Origin of the sequence: Enterobacter cloacae complex sp. GYL001, from assembly GCF_049237125.1 — a bacterium.
In the GTDB taxonomy this organism is placed as follows: Bacteria; Pseudomonadota; Gammaproteobacteria; order Enterobacterales; family Enterobacteriaceae; genus Enterobacter; species Enterobacter hormaechei_C.
The window spans coordinates 190,562-210,868 of record NZ_JBMKGW010000004.1; the positions used below are offsets into that span (position 1 = coordinate 190,562).

Annotated in this window: 17 protein-coding genes; 16 read left to right on the top strand and 1 reads right to left on the bottom strand. The window is 56.2% G+C overall.

Annotated features, from left to right (window positions below; genetic code table 11):
• The first annotated feature begins 2 nt into the window (after nt 1-2).
• The 16 genes from ftsI to mutT all read left to right on the top strand — a co-directional run bounded on the left by ftsI (nt 3) and on the right by mutT (nt 20,075).
• Nucleotides 3-1,769 (top strand): peptidoglycan glycosyltransferase FtsI, encoded by a 1,767-nt coding sequence (gene ftsI, locus ACOTWU_RS10635; protein ID WP_003856361.1) that lies wholly within the window; start codon nt 3-5, stop codon nt 1,767-1,769.
• Nucleotides 1,756-3,243 carry a UDP-N-acetylmuramoyl-L-alanyl-D-glutamate--2,6-diaminopimelate ligase gene (murE, locus tag ACOTWU_RS10640; RefSeq protein ID WP_017694519.1) on the top strand — a complete coding sequence of 496 codons (1,488 nt, stop codon included), beginning with the start codon at nt 1,756-1,758 and terminating at the stop codon, nt 3,241-3,243. The genes ftsI and murE overlap by 14 nt, the downstream gene beginning before the upstream one ends.
• Nucleotides 3,240-4,598 (top strand): UDP-N-acetylmuramoyl-tripeptide--D-alanyl-D-alanine ligase, encoded by a 1,359-nt coding sequence (gene murF / locus ACOTWU_RS10645; protein ID WP_045339668.1) that lies wholly within the window; start codon nt 3,240-3,242, stop codon nt 4,596-4,598. Before murE ends, murF begins: the two co-directional genes overlap by 4 nt.
• Nucleotides 4,592-5,674 (top strand): phospho-N-acetylmuramoyl-pentapeptide-transferase, encoded by a 1,083-nt coding sequence (gene mraY, locus ACOTWU_RS10650; protein WP_003856353.1) that lies wholly within the window; start codon nt 4,592-4,594, stop codon nt 5,672-5,674. Before murF ends, mraY begins: the two co-directional genes overlap by 7 nt.
• 2 nt (nt 5,675-5,676) lie before the next feature.
• On the top strand, nt 5,677-6,993 hold the full coding sequence (gene murD, locus ACOTWU_RS10655) for a UDP-N-acetylmuramoyl-L-alanine--D-glutamate ligase (protein ID WP_017694517.1): 1,317 nt from the start codon (nt 5,677-5,679) through the stop codon (nt 6,991-6,993).
• Nucleotides 6,993-8,237, top strand: coding sequence for a cell division protein FtsW (ftsW, locus tag ACOTWU_RS10660; protein ID WP_006810115.1), 1,245 nt, complete (start codon nt 6,993-6,995; stop codon nt 8,235-8,237). Before murD ends, ftsW begins: the two co-directional genes overlap by 1 nt.
• Nucleotides 8,234-9,298, top strand: coding sequence for an undecaprenyldiphospho-muramoylpentapeptide beta-N-acetylglucosaminyltransferase (gene murG, locus ACOTWU_RS10665; RefSeq protein ID WP_017383783.1), 1,065 nt, complete (start codon nt 8,234-8,236; stop codon nt 9,296-9,298). Before ftsW ends, murG begins: the two co-directional genes overlap by 4 nt.
• Nucleotides 9,299-9,357: 59 nt before the next feature.
• Nucleotides 9,358-10,833, top strand: a complete 1,476-nt coding sequence (gene murC, locus ACOTWU_RS10670; RefSeq protein WP_003856345.1) for a UDP-N-acetylmuramate--L-alanine ligase — start codon at nt 9,358-9,360, stop codon at nt 10,831-10,833.
• A complete protein-coding gene (locus tag ACOTWU_RS10675; RefSeq protein WP_015572671.1) occupies nt 10,826-11,746 on the top strand; it encodes a D-alanine--D-alanine ligase in 921 nt (306 codons plus the stop codon). Before murC ends, ACOTWU_RS10675 begins: the two co-directional genes overlap by 8 nt.
• A gap of 1 nt (nt 11,747) precedes the next feature.
• On the top strand, nt 11,748-12,590 hold the full coding sequence (ftsQ, locus tag ACOTWU_RS10680; RefSeq protein ID WP_003856342.1) for a cell division protein FtsQ: 843 nt from the start codon (nt 11,748-11,750) through the stop codon (nt 12,588-12,590).
• Entirely contained in the window at nt 12,587-13,843 is a 1,257-nt protein-coding gene (ftsA, locus tag ACOTWU_RS10685; protein WP_003856340.1) for a cell division protein FtsA, read from the top strand. The genes ftsQ and ftsA overlap by 4 nt, the downstream gene beginning before the upstream one ends.
• A 63-nt stretch (nt 13,844-13,906) precedes the next feature.
• Nucleotides 13,907-15,058: a cell division protein FtsZ gene (ftsZ, locus tag ACOTWU_RS10690; RefSeq protein ID WP_003856338.1), complete on the top strand. Its 1,152-nt coding sequence runs from the start codon at nt 13,907-13,909 to the stop codon at nt 15,056-15,058.
• 101 nt (nt 15,059-15,159) lie between these two features.
• Nucleotides 15,160-16,077 carry a UDP-3-O-acyl-N-acetylglucosamine deacetylase gene (gene lpxC, locus ACOTWU_RS10695; protein ID WP_003856337.1) on the top strand — a complete coding sequence of 306 codons (918 nt, stop codon included), beginning with the start codon at nt 15,160-15,162 and terminating at the stop codon, nt 16,075-16,077.
• 280 nt (nt 16,078-16,357) lie between these two features.
• Nucleotides 16,358-16,861: a secA translation cis-regulator SecM gene (gene secM, locus ACOTWU_RS10700; RefSeq protein ID WP_032103219.1), complete on the top strand. Its 504-nt coding sequence runs from the start codon at nt 16,358-16,360 to the stop codon at nt 16,859-16,861.
• Nucleotides 16,862-16,919: 58 nt separating this feature from the next.
• Complete coding sequence (gene secA / locus ACOTWU_RS10705; RefSeq protein ID WP_015572673.1) at nt 16,920-19,625, top strand: preprotein translocase subunit SecA; 2,706 nt, start codon at nt 16,920-16,922, stop codon at nt 19,623-19,625.
• A 57-nt stretch (nt 19,626-19,682) separates the two neighbouring features.
• Nucleotides 19,683-20,075: an 8-oxo-dGTP diphosphatase MutT gene (gene mutT, locus ACOTWU_RS10710; RefSeq protein ID WP_026080649.1), complete on the top strand. Its 393-nt coding sequence runs from the start codon at nt 19,683-19,685 to the stop codon at nt 20,073-20,075.
• A 34-nt stretch (nt 20,076-20,109) separates the two neighbouring features.
• Here the strand turns inward: mutT and yacG are convergent, their stop codons facing one another.
• A complete protein-coding gene (yacG, locus tag ACOTWU_RS10715) occupies nt 20,110-20,304 on the bottom strand; it encodes a DNA gyrase inhibitor YacG (RefSeq protein WP_003856332.1) in 195 nt (64 codons plus the stop codon).
• Nucleotides 20,305-20,307 lie beyond the last annotated feature (3 nt).

Genomic DNA, 20,307 nt, shown 5'->3' on the forward strand with positions numbered 1-20,307 from the left:
GCATGAAAGCAGCGGCAAAAACGCTAAAACCAAAACGCCAGGAAGAACAGGCCAACTTTGTCAGTTGGCGTTTTGCGTTGCTTTGCGGCTGCATTTTACTGGCGCTGGGTTTCCTGCTGGGACGCGTGGCGTGGCTACAAATCATCGCGCCTGACATGCTGGTACGTCAGGGTGATATGCGTTCTCTGCGCGTGCAGGAAGTTTCTACCTCTCGTGGGATGATCACCGATCGTTCCGGCCGTCCGCTGGCGGTGAGCGTGCCGGTGAAGGCGATCTGGGCCGATCCGAAAGAGTTACACGATGCAGGCGGGATCACCCTTGATAACCGCTGGAAGGCGCTGTCAGACGCGTTGAAAATGCCGCTGGATCAGCTGGCGTCGCGCGTTAACGCCAACCCGAAAGGGCGCTTTATCTATCTTGCCCGTCAGGTGAACCCTGACATGGCTGACTACATTAAGAAACTGAAGCTGCCGGGCATTCATCTGCGGGAAGAATCCCGCCGTTACTATCCTTCGGGCGAAGTCACCGCGCACCTGATTGGCTTTACCAACGTGGATAGCCAGGGGATTGAGGGCGTTGAAAAAAGCTTCGACAAGTGGCTTACCGGCCAGCCTGGCGAGCGAATCGTGCGTAAAGACCGCTATGGTCGCGTCATTGAAGACATTTCCTCGACAGACAGCCAGGCCGCGCACAACCTGGCCCTGAGTATTGATGAACGCTTGCAGGCGCTGGTCTATCGTGAGCTGAACAACGCCGTCGCGTTTAACAAGGCGGAATCGGGCAGCGCCGTGCTGGTGGATGTGGCGACAGGTGAAGTGCTGGCGATGGCCAGTAGCCCCTCATACAACCCGAATAATTTTGCCGGTACAGCAAAAGATGCAATGCGTAACCGCTCCATCACCGATGTGTTTGAACCCGGCTCAACCGTAAAACCTATGGTGGTGATGACGGCTCTACAGCGAGGCATCGTCAACGAAAATACCGTTCTGAATACGATTCCTTATCGAATTAACGGTCACGAAATCAAAGACGTGGCACGTTACAGCGAACTGACCCTCACCGGGGTCTTACAGAAGTCGAGTAACGTCGGTGTGTCAAAACTGGCGTTAGCGATGCCGTCCTCAGCGTTAGTAGATACTTACTCACGTTTTGGGCTGGGAAAGGCGACCAATTTGGGGTTGGTCGGAGAACGCAGTGGCTTATATCCTCAAAAACAACGGTGGTCTGACATAGAGAGGGCCACCTTCTCTTTCGGCTACGGGCTAATGGTAACTCCCTTACAGTTAGCGCGAGTCTACGCAACGATTGGCAGCTATGGCATTTATCGTCCGCTGTCGATCACCAAAGTTGATCCACCGGTTCCGGGGGAACGTGTTTTCCCGGAATCTATCGTTCGTACCGTCGTGCATATGATGGAAAGCGTCGCGTTACCTGGCGGTGGCGGCGTGAAGGCCGCAATTAAGGGCTATCGTATCGCCATTAAAACCGGTACAGCGAAAAAAGTGGGGCCGGACGGCCGCTATATCAACAAATACATTGCCTATACCGCAGGCGTAGCGCCTGCAAGCAATCCGCGTTTTGCGCTGGTGGTCGTCATCAACGATCCGCAGGCGGGTAAATACTACGGCGGCGCCGTCTCCGCGCCTGTGTTCGGAGCTATTATGGGCGGCGTGTTGCGCACCATGAACATTGAACCGGATGCGCTGGCGACGGGCGAAAAAAGTGAATTTGTAATTAATCAAGGCGAGGGAACAGGTGGCAGATCGTAATTTGCGCGACCTTCTTGCTCCGTGGGTGCCTATGCTACCTGCGCGAGCACTGCGAGAGATGGTACTGGACAGCCGCGTAGCGGCTTCTGGCGATCTTTTTGTGGCAGTGGTGGGTCATCAGGCGGACGGGCGTCGTTATATCCCGCAGGCGATTGCGCAAGGTGTTGCTGCCATTATTGCTGAGGCCAAAGATGAGGCAACAGACGGTGAGATCCGTGAAATGCACGGCGTGCCGGTCATCTATCTCAGCCAGCTTAATGAGCGTCTCTCCGCGCTGGCAGGACGTTTTTACAACGAACCTTCCGACCAGTTAAAGCTGGTTGGCGTGACAGGAACCAACGGAAAAACCACCACCACTCAGCTGATGGCGCAGTGGGCACAGCTGCTGGGCGAAGCCGGTGCCGTCATGGGCACGGTGGGGAACGGTCTTCTGGGCAAAGTAAGCCCGACGGAAAACACTACAGGCTCGGCGGTTGACGTGCAGCGTGTGCTGGCGGGCCTCGCTGAGCAGGGGGCGACCTTCGCTGCGATGGAAGTCTCTTCCCATGGTCTGGTACAACATCGCGTGGCGGCCCTGAAATTTGCTGCCTCTGTCTTTACTAACCTGAGCCGCGATCACCTTGATTATCATGGTGATATGGAGCACTACGAAGCGGCGAAATGGCTGCTTTATTCCACTCACCACCACGGGCAGGCGATCATTAACGCCGACGACGAAGTCGGTCGCCGCTGGCTGGAAAAACTGCCGGATGCGGTGGCGGTGTCGATGGAAGATCGCATTAATCCGAACTGCCGCGGCCGCTGGCTGAAGGCGGTCGAGGTGAACTACCACGATAGTGGGGCGACGATCCGCTTCGCTTCCACCTGGGGCGAAGGTGAAATTGAAAGCCGCCTGATGGGGGCCTTCAACGTCAGTAACCTGCTGCTGGCGCTGGCGACGCTGCTGGCGCTGGGCTACCCGATGGCGGATCTGCTGAAAACGTCTGAGCGTTTGCAACCGGTCTGTGGCCGCATGGAAGTGTTCAGCGCGCCGGGCAAGCCGACGGTGGTCGTGGATTACGCACACACGCCGGATGCGCTGGAAAAAGCGCTGGAAGCGGCGCGTCTGCACTGCGCAGGCAAGCTCTGGTGCGTGTTTGGCTGCGGTGGCGATCGCGACAAGGGCAAACGTCCGCTGATGGGCGCCATAGCTGAGCAGTTCGCGGATATTCCCGTGGTAACCGATGACAACCCGCGTACCGAAGAGCCGCGGGCCATTATCAATGACATTCTGGCGGGCATGCTGGATGCGGGTCGTGCGCGCGTGGTCGAAGGCCGTGCGGAGGCCGTGACTAACGCCATTATGCAGGCGCAGGAGAACGATGTGGTTCTGCTGGCCGGTAAAGGTCATGAAGATTATCAGATCGTCGGCAATCGTCGTCTGGATTACTCCGACCGCGTGACGGCAGCGCGTCTGCTGGGAGTGGTGGCATGATTAGCATTACGTTAAGCAAGGCCGCTGCGGTATTGCAGGGGATGCTGCATGGTCAGGATCTGACCATTGAGGCTGTGACCACCGACACCCGTAAGGTGACGGCGGGCTGCCTGTTTGTGGCGCTGAAGGGCGAGCGTTTTGACGCCCACGATTTTGCGCAACAGGCTAAAGATAACGGCGCGGGCGCGCTGCTGGTCAGTCGTAAGCTCGATATCGATTTGCCGCAGATTGTGGTGAAAGATACGCGCCTGGCGTTTGGCGAGCTGGCGGCATGGGTTCGCCAGCAGGTACCGACTCGCGTCGTGGCGCTGACGGGCTCGTCGGGCAAAACCTCCGTTAAAGAGATGACGGCGGCGATCCTTAGCCAGTGCGGTAACACGCTTTATACGGCGGGCAACCTTAATAATGACATCGGTGTACCGATGACGCTGCTGCGCCTGACCCACGAGCATGAATATGCGGTGATTGAGTTAGGGGCTAACCATCAGGGCGAAATCGCCTGGACCGTGAGCCTGACGCGTCCGGAAGCTGCGCTGGTGAATAACCTGGCGGCGGCACATCTTGAAGGTTTTGGTTCGCTGGCCGGTGTGGCGAAAGCGAAAGGTGAAATTTATACCGGACTGCCGGATGACGGCATCGCCATTATGAACGCCGATAACAACGACTGGCTGAACTGGCAGAGCATCATTGGTTCACGCAAAACCTGGCGCTTCTCACCGAATGCTGCAAACAGTGATTTTTCGGCGACCAACATTCATGTGACGTCACACGGCACCGAGTTCACCCTCACGACCCCAACGGGCGACATCGAGGTGCTGCTGCCCCTGCCCGGTCGTCATAACATTGCCAATGCGCTTGCTGCGACAGCGCTCTCAATGGCGGTAGGTGCCTCACACGCGGCGATCAAAGCAGGTCTGGCAAATTTAAAAGCCGTGCCGGGGCGTCTTTTCCCGATCCAGCTGGCTGAAAACAAACTTCTGCTGGATGACTCCTACAACGCTAACGTCGGCTCCATGACGGCGGCCGTGCAGGTCTTGTCTGAGATGCCGGGCTATCGCGTGATGGTTGTGGGCGATATGGCCGAGCTGGGTGATGAAAGCGAAGCCTGCCATGTTCAGGTGGGTGAAGCGGCGAAAGCCGCCGGGCTTGACCGCGTATTGAGCGCAGGCACGCTGAGCAAGGCCATTTCCGATGCCAGTGAAGTTGGCGAACATTTTGCCGATAAATCTGCACTGATCGAACGCCTGAAGGCATTGATTACAGAAAAACAGATTGTGACTGTTTTAGTTAAAGGTTCACGTAGTGCCGCCATGGAAGAGGTTGTGCACGCATTACAGGAGAACGGGACATGTTAGTTTGGCTGGCCGAACATTTGGTCAAATATTACTCAGGCTTTAACGTCTTTTCCTATCTGACGTTTCGCGCCATCGTCAGCCTGCTGACTGCGCTGTTCATCTCGCTGTGGATGGGCCCGCGCATGATTGCCCGTCTGCAAAAACTCTCTTTCGGCCAGGTTGTACGCAACGATGGTCCGGAATCGCACTTCAGCAAGCGCGGTACGCCGACCATGGGCGGGATCATGATCCTGACCGCGATTGTGGTGTCCGTTCTGCTGTGGGCCTATCCGTCTAACCCCTACGTCTGGTGCGTGCTGACCGTGCTGGTTGGCTATGGGATCATCGGTTTTGTTGATGACTACCGCAAAGTCGTGCGCAAAGACACCAAAGGTTTGATCGCCCGCTGGAAGTATTTCTGGATGTCGGTGATTGCGCTGGGCGTGGCCTTCGCGCTTTATCTGGCAGGAAAAGACACCCCGGCCACCGAGCTGGTGGTGCCGTTCTTCAAAGACGTGATGCCGCAATTGGGGCTGTTCTACATTCTGCTGGCTTACTTTGTGATCGTCGGCACCGGCAATGCCGTCAACCTGACCGATGGTCTGGACGGCCTGGCCATCATGCCAACCGTGTTTGTCGCGGGCGGTTTCGCGCTGGTGGCGTGGGCGACCGGTAACATGAACTTTGCAAACTACCTGCACATCCCGTACCTGCGACATGCGGGTGAGCTGGTGATCGTCTGTACGGCGATTGTCGGGGCGGGGCTGGGCTTCCTGTGGTTTAACACCTATCCGGCGCAGGTCTTTATGGGCGACGTCGGTTCACTGGCGCTGGGCGGCGCGCTGGGCATTATCGCCGTGCTGCTGCGTCAGGAGTTCCTGCTGGTGATCATGGGCGGTGTGTTTGTGGTTGAGACGCTGTCGGTGATTTTGCAGGTCGGTTCCTTCAAGCTGCGCGGTCAGCGCATCTTCCGTATGGCACCGATTCACCACCACTATGAACTGAAAGGCTGGCCGGAGCCGCGCGTCATTGTGCGCTTCTGGATTATTTCGCTGATGCTGGTGCTGATTGGCCTGGCAACGCTGAAGGTACGTTAATCATGGCAGATTACCAGGGCAAAAAAGTCGTTATCATCGGGTTAGGCCTCACCGGCCTCTCCTGCGTGGACTTTTTCCTTGCGCGTGGCGTGACGCCGCGCGTGATGGATACGCGCGTCTCTCCGTCGGGTCTGGACAAGCTGCCGGAGCAGGTTGAACGCCACCTGGGTGGTCTGAATGATGAGTGGCTGCTGGCCGCCGATCTGATTGTTGCCAGCCCCGGTATGGCGCTGGCGCATCCTTCCCTGAGCGCCGCCGCGGATGCGGGCGTTGAGATTGTCGGCGATATCGAACTGTTCTGCCGGGAGGCGCAGGCCCCGATCGTCGCCATTACCGGTTCAAACGGTAAAAGCACCGTCACCACGCTGGTGGGGGAAATGGCGAAGGCGGCGGGCAAAAATGTCGGCGTGGGCGGTAACATTGGTCTGCCCGCTCTGATGCTGCTTGATAAAGGGTGTGAGCTGTTCGTCCTTGAGCTTTCCAGCTTCCAGCTGGAAACCACTTCAAGCCTGCATGCGGCGGCGGCGACGATCCTAAACGTCACCGAAGATCATATGGACAGATACCCGTTCGGCTTGCAGCAGTACCGTGCGGCCAAACTGCGCGTTTATGAAAATGCCAAAGTTTGCGTAGTGAATGCCGATGATGCACTCACCATGCCGGTGCGCGGCGCAGACGAACGCTGCATTAGCTTCGGTATTAACATGGGTGACTATCACCTTAATCGTCAGCAGGGCGAAACCTGGCTACGTGTGAAAGGTGAGAAAGTGCTGAACGTGAAAGAAATGATGCTCTCCGGCCAGCATAACTACACTAATGCCCTGGCGGCGCTGGCGCTGGCGGATGCTGTTGGCCTGCCGCGATCTTCAAGCCTGAAGGCGCTGACCACCTTTACCGGCCTGGCGCACCGCTTCCAGCTGGCGCTGGAGCACAACGGCGTACGCTGGATTAATGATTCCAAAGCGACCAACGTGGGTAGCACCGAGGCGGCACTGAACGGTTTGCACGTTGATGGCACGCTATACCTGCTGCTGGGCGGCGACGGTAAATCGGCTGACTTCTCCTCGCTGAAGCAGTACCTCAACGGTGATAACGTGCGCCTGTATTGCTTTGGCCGCGATGGCAGCGAGCTGGCAGCGTTGCGTCCTGAAGTCGCCGAGCAAACCGAGACCATGGAGCAGGCGATGCGCCTCATCGCCCCACGCGTGAAGCCCGGCGATATGGTACTGCTCTCACCAGCCTGTGCCAGCCTCGATCAATTCAAGAGTTTCGAACAGCGGGGTGATGTCTTTACCCGCCTGGCGAAGGAGTTAGGCTGATGCGTTTATCTCTCCCTCGCCTGAAAATGCCGCGCCTGCCAGGATTTGGTATCCTGGTATGGCTGTTTACGGCGCTGAAAGGCTGGGTGATGGCTTCCCGGGATAAAGATTCCGACAGCCTGATCATGTACGACCGCACGCTGTTCTGGCTCACGCTGGGGCTGGCAGCGATCGGCTTTATTATGGTCACCTCGGCGTCAATGCCTGTCGGACAGCGTCTGGCAAACGACCCGTTCCTGTTTGCCAAGCGTGACGGGCTGTACATCATTCTCGCGTTCTGCCTGGCAATGATCACCTTACGCCTGCCGATGTCGTTCTGGCAGCGGCACAGTACAGCCATGCTCATCGCCTCAATCATCATGCTGTTGATCGTTCTGGTTGTCGGGAGCTCCGTTAACGGGGCATCACGCTGGATTGCCTTTGGGCCACTGCGTATTCAGCCCGCGGAGTTCACCAAACTGTCGTTGTTCTGCTACCTGGCTAACTACCTGGTGCGTAAAGTTGACGAAGTTCGTAACAACCTTCGTGGCTTCTTAAAACCGATGGGCGTGATTCTGGTCCTCGCGATCCTGCTGCTGGCGCAGCCCGACCTCGGTACGGTAGTCGTACTGTTTGTCACTACGCTGGCGATGCTGTTCCTGGCGGGCGCAAAACTGTGGCAGTTCATTGCCATCATCGGGATGGGGATTTCGGCGGTGGTGCTGCTGATCCTCGCCGAACCCTACCGTATCCGCCGTGTGACTTCGTTCTGGAACCCATGGGAAGATCCGTTCGGCAGCGGTTACCAGCTGACGCAGTCGCTGATGGCGTTTGGCCGCGGCGAAGTCTGGGGTCAAGGCCTGGGCAACTCGGTGCAAAAACTGGAGTATTTACCGGAGGCGCACACCGACTTCATCTTCTCCATTATTGGGGAAGAACTGGGTTATATCGGTGTGGTATTGGCGCTATTAATGGTATTCTTCGTCGCTTTCCGCGCCATGTCGATTGGCCGGAAAGCGCTGGAGATCGATCACCGCTTCTCCGGTTTCCTGGCCTGCTCAATTGGTATCTGGTTTAGCTTCCAGGCGCTGGTAAACGTTGGGGCGGCAGCGGGTATGCTGCCGACCAAAGGTCTGACGTTGCCGTTGATCAGTTATGGTGGTTCGAGTCTGTTGATCATGTCGACGGCCATTATGTTTTTGTTACGCATAGATTATGAAACGCGTCTGGAGAAAGCTCAGGCGTTTACACGAGGTTCACGATGAATCAACCGAAGCGGTTAATGGTGATGGCAGGCGGGACCGGCGGACACGTGTTCCCGGGACTGGCAGTTGCGCACCATTTAATGGAACAGGGCTGGCAGGTACGCTGGCTGGGAACCGCAGACCGCATGGAAGCCGATCTGGTACCTAAACACGGTATCGAGATCGACTTTATTCGTATTTCTGGCCTTCGTGGCAAAGGGATCAAGGCGCAGCTGCTGGCGCCGGTGCGCATTTTCAATGCCTGGCGTCAGGCGCGCGCCATTATGAAGCGTTTTAAGCCTGACGTCGTTCTGGGCATGGGCGGTTACGTTTCCGGTCCGGGAGGACTGGCGGCGTGGTCACTGGGCATCCCCGTTGTTCTGCATGAGCAGAACGGTATTGCCGGGTTGACCAACAAATGGCTGGCAAAAATCGCCACCAAAGTTATGCAGGCCTTCCCCGGGGCATTCCCGAAAGCGGATGTCGTAGGGAATCCGGTACGTGTGGACGTGCTGGCGCTGCCGCTGCCAGATACGCGTCTGGCGGGTCGCGAAGGGCCGGTGCGCGTGCTGGTCGTCGGCGGTTCCCAGGGCGCACGTATTTTAAACCAGACGATGCCGCAGGTTGCGGCAAAACTGGGTGATGCGGTGACCATCTGGCACCAGAGCGGGAAGGGCGCTCAGCAGACCGTTGAGCAGGCCTACGTGCAGGAAGGTCAGCCGCAGCATAAAGTGACTGAATTTATTGATGATATGGCCGCAGCCTATGCCTGGGCCGATGTTGTGGTCTGTCGCTCGGGCGCGCTGACGGTGAGCGAAATCGCCGCCGCCGGTTTACCGGCGCTGTTTGTGCCGTTCCAGCACAAAGACCGACAGCAGTACTGGAATGCGCTGCCGCTTGAGAAAGCGGGCGCAGCGAAGATTTTTGAGCAGCCACAATTTACCGCTGATGCGGTCGCCACTACCCTGGCGGGCTGGAACCGGGATGTATTACTGGAGATGGCGCAACGCGCACGCGCGACCGCTATCCCGGATGCAACGGAACGGGTGGCAAAAGAAGTGAGCCTGGCAGCCCAGGCATAATTCTCGCAGTGCGTGTTGCGCTGCACGATTTTTTTGAAGTAGTCGATGGCGTTTAGAGAATGAATACACAACAACTGGCAAAACTGCGTTCTATCGTGCCCGAGATGCGTCGCGTCCGGCACATTCACTTTGTCGGCATCGGTGGTGCTGGCATGGGCGGTATTGCCGAAGTGTTAGCTAACGAAGGCTATCAGATCAGCGGGTCTGACCTGGCGCCAAACCCTGTTACGCAGCAGTTGGCGTCGCTGGGGGCGACTATCTATTTCAATCATCGCCCGGAAAACGTGAGCGATGCGAGCGTGGTTGTGGTGTCCAGCGCTATCTCCGCGGATAACCCGGAAATCGTTGCGGCGCATGAGGCGCGCATCCCGGTGATCCGTCGCGCGGAAATGCTGGCGGAACTGATGCGTTTCCGTCACGGCATTGCGGTGGCCGGTACGCACGGTAAAACCACCACAACAGCGATGGTCTCCAGCATTTATGCGGAAGCGGGTCTCGACCCGACGTTCGTTAACGGTGGTCTGGTGAAAGCCGCTGGCGTGCATGCGCGTCTGGGCCACAGCCGTTATCTGATTGCGGAAGCGGATGAGAGCGATGCGTCGTTCCTGCATCTACAGCCGATGGTGGCGATCGTCACCAACATCGAAGCTGACCATATGGACACTTACCAGGGCGACTTCGAGAACTTAAAGCAGACCTTTATTAACTTCCTGCACAACCTGCCGTTCTATGGCCGTGCGGTGATGTGCGTGGACGATCCGGTTATTCGCGAGCTGCTGCCGCGCGTCGGGCGTCAAATTACGACCTACGGCTTCAGCGAAGACGCGGATGTACGCGTAGAAGATTACAAGCAGATCGGTGCGCAGGGGCATTTCACCCTCGCGCGTCAGGATAAAGACCTGCTGCATGTCACCCTGAACGCTCCGGGACGTCACAACGCCCTGAATGCGGCAGCGGCGGTGGCTGTTGCGACAGAAGAAGGCATTGACGATGAAGCGATCCTGCGCGCACTGGAGAGCTTCCAGGGGACGGGCCGTCGCTTCGACTTCCTCGGTGAATTCCCGCTGGAGCCGGTAAACGGTAAGCCAGGTTCTGCGATGCTGGTAGACGACTACGGTCACCATCCGACGGAAGTGGACGCAACCATCAAAGCGGCACGCGCGGGTTGGCCGGAAAAGAATCTGGTCATGATCTTCCAGCCGCACCGTTACACGCGTACTCGCGATCTGTATGACGATTTTGCCAACGTCCTTTCGCAGGTCGATACCCTGCTGATGCTGGATGTTTATGCAGCGGGTGAAACTCCGATTCCGGGTGCGGACAGTCGTTCTTTATGTCGTACCATCCGTGGACGCGGTAAAGTGGATCCTATTCTGGTTCCCGACCCGGCTCAGGTGGCTGAAATGCTTGCCCCGGTCCTGACGGGTAACGATCTGATCCTGATTCAGGGCGCGGGAAATATCGGCAAAATCGCCCGTACCTTAGCTGAAATCAAACTGAAGCCGCAAACTCAGGAGGACGAGCGTCATGGCTGATAAGATTGCTGTCCTGTTTGGCGGCACTTCCGCCGAACGCGAGGTTTCTCTGAATTCGGGCGCTGCCGTGCTGGCGGGCCTGCGTGAAGGTGGTGTGGACGCGCATCCGGTTGATCCGAAAGAGGTGGACGTCACGCAGCTGAAAGCGATGGGCTTCGATAAAGCCTTTATCGCGTTGCACGGTCGCGGCGGTGAAGACGGCACGTTGCAGGGGCTGCTGGAGCTGATCGGGATGCCGTACACCGGCAGCGGCGTGATGGCATCCGCCATCTCCATGGATAAACTGCGCAGCAAACTGCTGTGGCAGGGGGCGGACCTGCCCGTTGCGCCATGGGTTGCACTGACGCGTCGTGAATATGAAATGGGTCTGTCGGACAGCGTTAATACACGCATTGCGGCACTGGGCTTACCGGTTATTGTGAAGCCGAGCCGTGAAGGGTCGAGCGTGGGAATGTCCAAAGTCGATAAAGCTGTAGATTTGGCTGACGCTTTAGCACTGGCATTTCAACATGATGAAGAAGTTCTGATTGAAAAATGGCTTAGCGGGCCGGAATTTACCGTCGCGATGCTTGGCGAAGAAATTTTACCGTCAATTCGCATCCAACCCGCAGGAGTCTTCTATGATTATGAGGCGAAGTATCTCTCTGATGAGACGCAATATTTCTGCCCAGCGGGTCTTGAAGCAGAGCGTGAGGCCGAATTACAGTCTCTGGTGCTTAAAGCCTGGAATGTGCTGGGATGTCGTGGCTGGGGACGCATTGACGTGATGCTTGACGGTGACGGGCAATTTTATCTGCTGGAAGCAAACACGTCTCCGGGTATGACCAGCCATAGCCTTGTGCCGATGGCGGCGCGTCAGGCGGGAATGAGCTTCTCGCAGTTAGTCGTACGTATTCTGGACCAGGCGGGCTGATATGTCTCAGGCTGCATTGAACACGCGCAACCGCGATGACGAAGAAGAATACTCCTCTTCGCGCCGGAGTAATGGAACGCGTCTTGCAGGGATCATCTTCCTGCTCGGGGTGCTGTGCACCGTGTTTATCAGCGGCTGGATGGTGCTGGGCTGGATGGAAGACGCGCAGCGGTTGCCGCTGTCGAAGCTGGTGGTGACCGGGGAGCGACACTACACGCGTAACGATGACATTCGCCAGTCGATTCTGGCGCTTGGGTCGCCTGGCACCTTTATGACGCAGGACGTCAACATTATCCAGAGTCAGATTGAACGTCTGCCGTGGATAAAACAGGCGAGTGTCAGAAAACAATGGCCTGATGAATTGAAGATTCATCTGGTTGAATATGTGCCGATTGCGCGTTGGAATGATCAGCATATGGTTGACGTAGACGGAAATTCGTTCAGCGTCCCGAGCGATCGTGTCAACAAGCAGAATTTACCGATGTTGTATGGCCCGGAAGGCAGCGAAAACGAAGTATTGCAGGGTTTTCGTGAGATGGGGCAGGTGCTGGCTAAGGATCGCTTTACGTTAAAAGATGCTGCGATGACGGCGCGCCGTTCCTGGCAGTTGACCCTAACGAATGGCATTAAGCTCAATCTTGGCCGCGGCGACACAATGAAACGTCTGGCGCGTTTTGTAGAACTTTACCCGGTTTTACAGCAGCAGGCGCAGACGGATGGCAAACGGATAAGCTACGTTGATTTGCGCTATGACTCAGGCGCAGCAGTCGGTTGGGAGCCGGCTCCGGTCGAGGAACCTAATCAGCAACAAAATCAGGCACAGGTACAGGCAGAACAACAATGATCAAGTCGACGGACAGAAAATTGGTAGTAGGACTGGAGATTGGCACCGCGAAGGTTGCCGCTTTGGTAGGGGAAGTTCTGCCCGACGGTATGGTCAATATCATTGGCGTGGGCAGCTGCCCCTCCCGTGGTATGGATAAAGGTGGGGTAAACGACCTTGAGTCGGTGGTGAAATGCGTTCAGCGCGCCATCGACCAGGCTGAATTGATGGCAGATTGCCAGATTTCCTCTGTCTATCTGGCCCTGTCTGGTAAGCACATCAGCTGCCAGAATGAAATCGGTATGGTGCCGATTTCTGAAGAAGAGGTGACGCAGGAAGACGTTGAGAACGTTGTCCACACGGCGAAATCCGTGCGTGTTCGCGACGAGCACCGTGTGCTGCATGTGATCCCGCAGGAATACGCGATCGACTACCAGGAAGGCATCAAGAATCCGGTCGGTCTCTCGGGCGTGCGTATGCAGGCAAAAGTGCACCTGATCACATGTCACAACGATATGGCGAAGAACATTGTAAAAGCCGTTGAACGTTGTGGCCTGAAAGTTGACCAACTCATTTTCGCCGGTCTTGCCGCGAGCTATTCCGTGCTGACCGAAGACGAACGTGAACTGGGCGTCTGTGTGGTCGATATTGGTGGTGGTACAATGGACATGGCCGTCTATACCGGCGGTGCGTTACGCCACACCAAAGTGATCCCGTACGCCGGGAATGTGGTGACCAGCGATATCGCTTACGCCTTTGGTACGCCACCGAGCGATGCAGAGGCGATTAAAGTGCGCCATGGTTGCGCGCTGGGCTCTATCGTCGGCAAAGACGAGAGCGTTGAAGTGCCGAGCGTAGGCGGACGACCGCCGCGCAGCCTGCAACGCCAGACGCTGGCAGAGGTGATTGAGCCGCGTTATACCGAGCTGCTCAACCTGGTCAACGAAGAGATTTTGCAGTTACAGGAACAGCTTCGCCAGCAGGGTGTGAAACATCATCTCGCGGCGGGGATTGTATTAACCGGCGGGGCAGCGCAAATTGAAGGTCTTGCGGCCTGCGCTCAGCGCGTGTTCCATACGCAGGTGCGTATTGGTGCGCCGCTGAATATTACCGGTTTAACGGATTACGCTCAGGAGCCGTATTACTCAACGGCCGTGGGCCTGCTGCACTACGGGAAAGAATCCCATTTGAGTGGTGAAGCAGAAGTGGAAAAACGCGTCTCGGTGGGGTCTTGGGTCAAACGACTTAACACCTGGTTGCGAAAAGAGTTTTAATTTTTTTAAGAGACCGGAGAGAATTAGCGGTCTCGGGCGACAGGCACAACGGAGAGAGAGATTATGTTTGAACCTATGGAATTAACCAACGACGCGGTGATTAAAGTCATCGGCGTCGGTGGCGGCGGCGGTAACGCCGTAGAGCACATGGTGCGCGAGCGCATCGAAGGTGTTGAATTCTTCGCGGTGAACACCGATGCGCAGGCGCTGCGTAAAACGGCTGTTGGCCAGACGATTCAGATCGGTGGTGGCATCACCAAAGGTCTGGGAGCAGGGGCTAACCCGGAAGTGGGCCGCAACGCGGCTGAAGAAGATCGTGAAGCGCTGCGCGCTGCACTGGACGGTGCAGACATGGTCTTCATCGCAGCGGGTATGGGCGGCGGTACAGGTACCGGTGCAGCACCCGTTGTGGCGGAAGTCGCTAAAGATTTAGGTATTCTGACCGTTGCTGTCGTGACCAAGCCTTTCAACTTTGAAGGTAAGAAGCGTATGGCTTTCGCGGAGCAGGGTATCACCGAGCTGTCCAAGCACGTGGACTCTCTGATTACCATCCCGAACGACAAGCTGCTGAAAGTGCTGGGTCGCGGTATCTCTCTGCTGGACGCCTTTGGCGCGGCAAACGACGTGCTGAAAGGCGCGGTTCAGGGTATTGCTGAACTGATTACCCGTCCTGGTCTGATGAACGTTGACTTTGCAGACGTTCGCACCGTGATGTCCGAGATGGGCTACGCGATGATGGGCTCTGGCGTGGCGAGCGGCGAAGACCGTGCGGAAGAAGCCGCTGAAATGGCGATCTCTTCTCCACTGCTGGAAGATATCGATCTGTCTGGTGCGCGCGGCGTGCTGGTCAACATTACCGCTGGCTTTGACCTGCGTCTGGATGAGTTCGAAACCGTGGGTAACACCATCCGTGCGTTCGCCTCTGACAACGCGACCGTTGTTATCGGTACGTCCCTTGATCCGGAAATGAACGACGAACTGCGTGTGACCGTTGTGGCCACCGGTATCGGTATGGACAAGCGTCCTGAGATCACCCTGGTGACCAACAAACAGACTCAGCAGCCGGTTATGGATCGTTACCAGCAGCACGGTATGGCGCCTCTGACTCAGGAGCAAAAACCCGCTGCGAAAGTGGTGAACGACCCAACTCCACAAACGGCAAAAGAGCCAGATTATCTGGATATCCCGGCGTTCCTGCGTAAGCAAGCTGACTAAGAATTGGCTGGAATTTGGGGATTTGCGCTCTTTGTGCTAAACTGGCCCACCGTTAGTGATATACACTCTCGGTTGGATAGTTAATTTGGCGAGATTATACGATGATCAAACAAAGGACACTTAAACGTATCGTTCAGGCGACGGGTGTCGGTTTACATACCGGCAAGAAAGTCACACTGACGTTACGCCCTGCGCCGGCCAATACCGGGGTCATCTATCGTCGCACCGACTTGAATCCACCGGTAGATTTTCCGGCCGATGCCAAATCTGTGCGTGATACTATGCTCTGTACTTGTCTGGTGAACGAGCATGACGTGCGGATTTCTACCGTAGAGCACCTGAACGCCGCCCTGGCGGGTCTGGGTATCGACAACATTATGGTTGAAGTCGATGCGCCAGAAATCCCGATCATGGACGGGAGTGCTGCTCCGTTCGTTTATTTGTTGCTGGATGCCGGCATCGAAGAACTGAACTGCGCGAAGAAATTTGTTCGCATTAAAGAGACCGTTCGCGTCGAAGATGGCGACAAATGGGCTGAATTCAAACCGTACAATGGTTTCTCGTTGGACTTCACCATCGATTTTAACCATCCGGCGATTGACTCCAGCACCCAGCGCTATGCGATGAACTTCTCTGCGGATGCGTTCATGCGTCAGATCAGCCGAGCACGTACCTTCGGCTTTATGCGTGATATCGAATATCTGCAATCCCGCGGCCTGTGCCTGGGCGGCAGCTTCGATTGTGCCATCGTTGTTGACGATTATCGCGTACTGAACGAAGACGGCCTGCGTTTTGAAGATGAATTTGTTCGTCACAAAATGCTGGACGCGATCGGCGACCTCTTCATGTGTGGTCACAACATCATTGGTGCATTTACCGCGTTTAAATCCGGTCATGCACTGAACAACAAACTGTTGCAGGCCGTCCTGGCAAAACAGGAAGCCTGGGAATATGTGACCTTCGAAGACGAAGCTGAACTGCCGCTGGCGTTCAAAGCCCCGACTATGGTCCTGGCGTAACGGTTAAAGCCGTTTCGTAAGAAAAGCGACTGGTTCACCTGGTACTCTCTCCGACCAGGGAAGCCAGTCGTTTTTATTTCTGCCCTTCTTTAATTTGTCCCCCTCACCCCTGGCCTGTGTCGGGTGCCGAATAACGGTGTGTTCGCTGCATTATTGACCGTTTTTACCTGCTGCAAGGTGTCATTCCTGCTGCCGTGTATTGGCTTTAGTGGTAATATCTGGGCGCTAAAAAAGAATAACTGAACTCAGCCTGCACTGGCGGGCGAACGTGGTGGAGCAAGTGAGCGGAATACTGACGCGCTGGCGACAATTTGGCAGACGTTACTTCTGGCCGCATCTCTTATTGGGGATGGTCGCGGCGAGTTTCGGCTTGCCTGTGCTCAGCAACAGCGCAGACGCGGCCACGCCAGCACGTTCCACGACGACCAAACACGATCTCACCACACGGGTTAACTTCACTAATCTCGCATGGCTTGAAGCCAGCCGCCGTCCCAATTTCTCCGTTGATTACTGGCAGCAGCACGCGATTCGCACGGTTATCCGCCATCTGTCATTCGCGATGGCGCCGCAGACGATGCCTGTTGCGGAAGAAACGCTGCCGGTTCAGGCTCAGCATCTTGCCCTGCTCGATACGCTTAATGCGCTTCTGACGCAGGACAACCAGCCGCCAGTGACCGTAAATCAGACGGCGCAAACGGATTTTGTTTCCCCTGCATCCTTCTCTGTTTCGACATGGATTAGCCAGGTTCACGGCATCCGTGCCGGGCCTCAACGCCTCAGCTAAATTAACCTTTTTCAATACCTTAATTTATCTGCCCGACTGGGGCGTTTGAGAATTTATTATGCTAATCAAATTGTTAACCAAAGTTTTTGGTAGTCGTAACGATCGTACCCTGCGCCGCATGCGCAAAGCTGTGAACGTCATCAACGGTATGGAACCGGCGATGGAGAAGCTCACTGATGATGAGCTGAAAGCGAAAACCGCGGAGTTCCGTGCGCGTCTGGAGAAAGGTGAAACCTTAGAAAGCCTGATCCCGGAAGCCTTCGCCGTTGTACGTGAGGCCAGTAAACGCGTGTTCGGCATGCGTCACTTCGACGTACAGCTGCTGGGCGGGATGGTGCTCAACGAGCGCTGCATCGCGGAAATGCGTACCGGTGAAGGTAAAACCCTGACGGCAACGCTGCCGGCTTACCTGAATGCGCTGACGGGTAAGGGCGTTCACGTTGTTACCGTCAACGACTATCTGGCGCAGCGCGACGCCGAAAACAACCGTCCGCTGTTCGAATTCCTCGGCATGACAGTAGGCATTAACATGTCCGGCCTGCCGGCACCTGCCAAGCGTGAAGCCTACAACGCGGACATCACCTACGGCACCAACAACGAATACGGCTTCGACTACCTGCGCGACAACATGGCGTTCAGCCCGGAAGAGCGCGTCCAGCGTAAACTGCACTATGCGCTGGTGGATGAGGTTGACTCCATTCTGATCGATGAAGCGCGTACCCCGCTGATCATCTCCGGCCCGGCCGAAGACAGCTCCGAGATGTACCGTAAAGTCGACAAAATCATTCCTCACCTGCTGCGTCAGGAGAAAGAAGACTCCGATACTTTCCAGGGGGAAGGTCACTTCTCCGTGGATGAAAAAGCGCGTCAGGTCAACCTGACCGAACGCGGCCTGGTGAAAATCGAAGAGCTGCTGGTGGCTGAAGGCATTATGGAAGAGGGCGAGTCTCTGTACTCCCCGAGCAATATCATGCTGATGCACCACGTAACGGCCGCACTGCGCGCGCACGCCCTGTTCACCCGCGACGTTGACTACATCGTTAAAGACGGCGAAGTCATCATCGTCGATGAACACACCGGCCGTACTATGCAGGGACGTCGCTGGTCCGATGGCCTGCACCAGGCCGTGGAAGCGAAAGAAGGCGTGGATATTCAAAACGAAAACCAGACGCTGGCATCCATCACCTTCCAGAACTACTTCCGTCTGTACGAGAAGCTGGCGGGGATGACCGGTACCGCAGATACCGAAGCGTTTGAGTTCAGCTCCATCTATAAGCTGGATACCGTGGTAGTACCTACCAACCGTCCGATGATCCGTAAGGATATGCCGGACCTGGTATACATGACTGAAGCGGAAAAAATTCAGGCGATCATTGAAGATATTCGCGAACGTACCGCGAAGGGCCAGCCGGTACTGGTGGGGACCATCTCCATCGAGAAATCCGAAGTGGTATCTAACGAGCTGACCAAAGCAGGCATCAAACACAACGTTCTGAACGCCAAGTTCCACGCTAAAGAAGCAGATATCGTTGCGCAGGCCGGTTACCCGGCTGCCGTAACCATCGCCACCAACATGGCGGGTCGTGGTACCGATATTATGCTCGGCGGTAGCTGGCAGGCCGAAGTGGCGGAGCTGGAAAACCCAACCCCAGAGCAAATCGCGCAGATCAAAGCCGACTGGCAGGTGCGTCATGACGCGGTGCTGGCATCCGGTGGTCTGCACATCATTGGTACCGAGCGTCATGAATCTCGTCGTATCGATAACCAGCTGCGCGGTCGTGCAGGTCGTCAGGGTGATGCCGGTTCTTCCCGCTTCTATCTGTCTATGGAAGATGCGCTGATGCGTATTTTCGCCTCTGACCGTGTGTCCGGCATGATGCGTAAACTGGGCATGAAACCTGGCGAAGCGATCGAGCACCCGTGGGTTACCAAAGCGATTGCCAACGCCCAGCGTAAAGTAGAAAGCCGCAACTTCGATATTCGTAAGCAGCTGCTGGAATATGATGACGTTGCCAACGACCAGCGTCGTGCGATCTACACCCAGCGTAACGAACTGCTGGACGTGTCCGACGTGAGCGAAACCATCAACAGCATTCGCGAAGATGTGTTCAAAGCCACTATCGACGCGCACATTCCGCCACAGTCTCTGGAAGAGATGTGGGATATCGAAGGTTTGCAGGAACGTCTGAAAAACGACTTCGATCTCGAACTGCCAATCAAAGAGTGGCTGGACAAAGAGCCTGAGCTGCACGAAGAGACCCTTCGCGAGCGTATCTACGAAACCGCGCTGGACGTCTACAAGCGTAAGGAAGAAGTGGTTGGCGCAGAGATGATGCGTCACTTCGAGAAAGGCGTAATGTTGCAGACCCTGGACTCCCTGTGGAAAGAGCACCTGGCGGCAATGGACTACCTGCGTCAGGGTATCCATCTGCGTGGTTATGCGCAGAAAGATCCGAAGCAGGAGTACAAGCGTGAATCCTTCTCCATGTTTGCTGCCATGCTGGAGTCGCTGAAGTATGAAGTCATCAGCACCCTGAGCAAAGTTCAGGTGCGTATGCCGGAAGAAGTGGAAGCGATGGAGCAGCAGCGTCGTGAAGAAGCTGAGCGTCTGGCACAGATGCAGCAGCTGAGCCATCAGACCGATGAAAGCGAAGCCGCAGCGGCAATCGCAGCGCAGACGGGCGATCGTAAAGTCGGTCGTAACGATCCGTGCCCATGCGGTTCCGGCAAAAAATACAAGGCGTGCCACGGCCGTCTGAGTTAAGAACATAACAAACTGAAAAGGCGCAGATATCTGCGCCTTTTTTATGGAAGTGACATGATGAAAACACTGCAAATTGCTGTCGGGATCATTCGCAACCCGCAAAATCAGATCTTCATTACCCAACGTGCCGCCGATGCGCACATGGCCAACAAATGGGAATTCCCCGGCGGAAAAATCGAATCAGGTGAAACGCCGGAGCAGGCGCTGGTGCGTGAGCTTCAGGAAGAGGTGGGGATCACCCCGCTTGGCGCAACGCTGTTCGATAAGCTGGAGTACCAGTTTCCGGATCGTCACATCACGCTGTGGTTCTGGCTGGTTGAAAACTGGGAAGGTGAGCCGTGGGGAAAAGAGGGGCAGCCGGGTAACTGGATTGAGCTTCAGGCCAGCGATGCGGAAAAATTCCCGCCTGCCAATGAGCCTGTGATCCTCCGGCTGGCCGCACAACCGTAGGCCTGCTAAGCGAAGCGCCAGCAGGCTTTGAACGTTACTGCTGGTTTTCGCTCCAGTCATCGCTATCCGAGAGATCGCCTTCGCTCGGAATGCGTTTCTCTTCCGCCGCCCATTCGCCCAGGTCTATAAGCTGACAGCGCTTGCAGCAGAATGGGCGAAATGGACTCACTTCTCCCCAGACGACAGTTTTCCCACAGGTTGGGCAGTTTACGGTGGTTACGTCAGACATTGG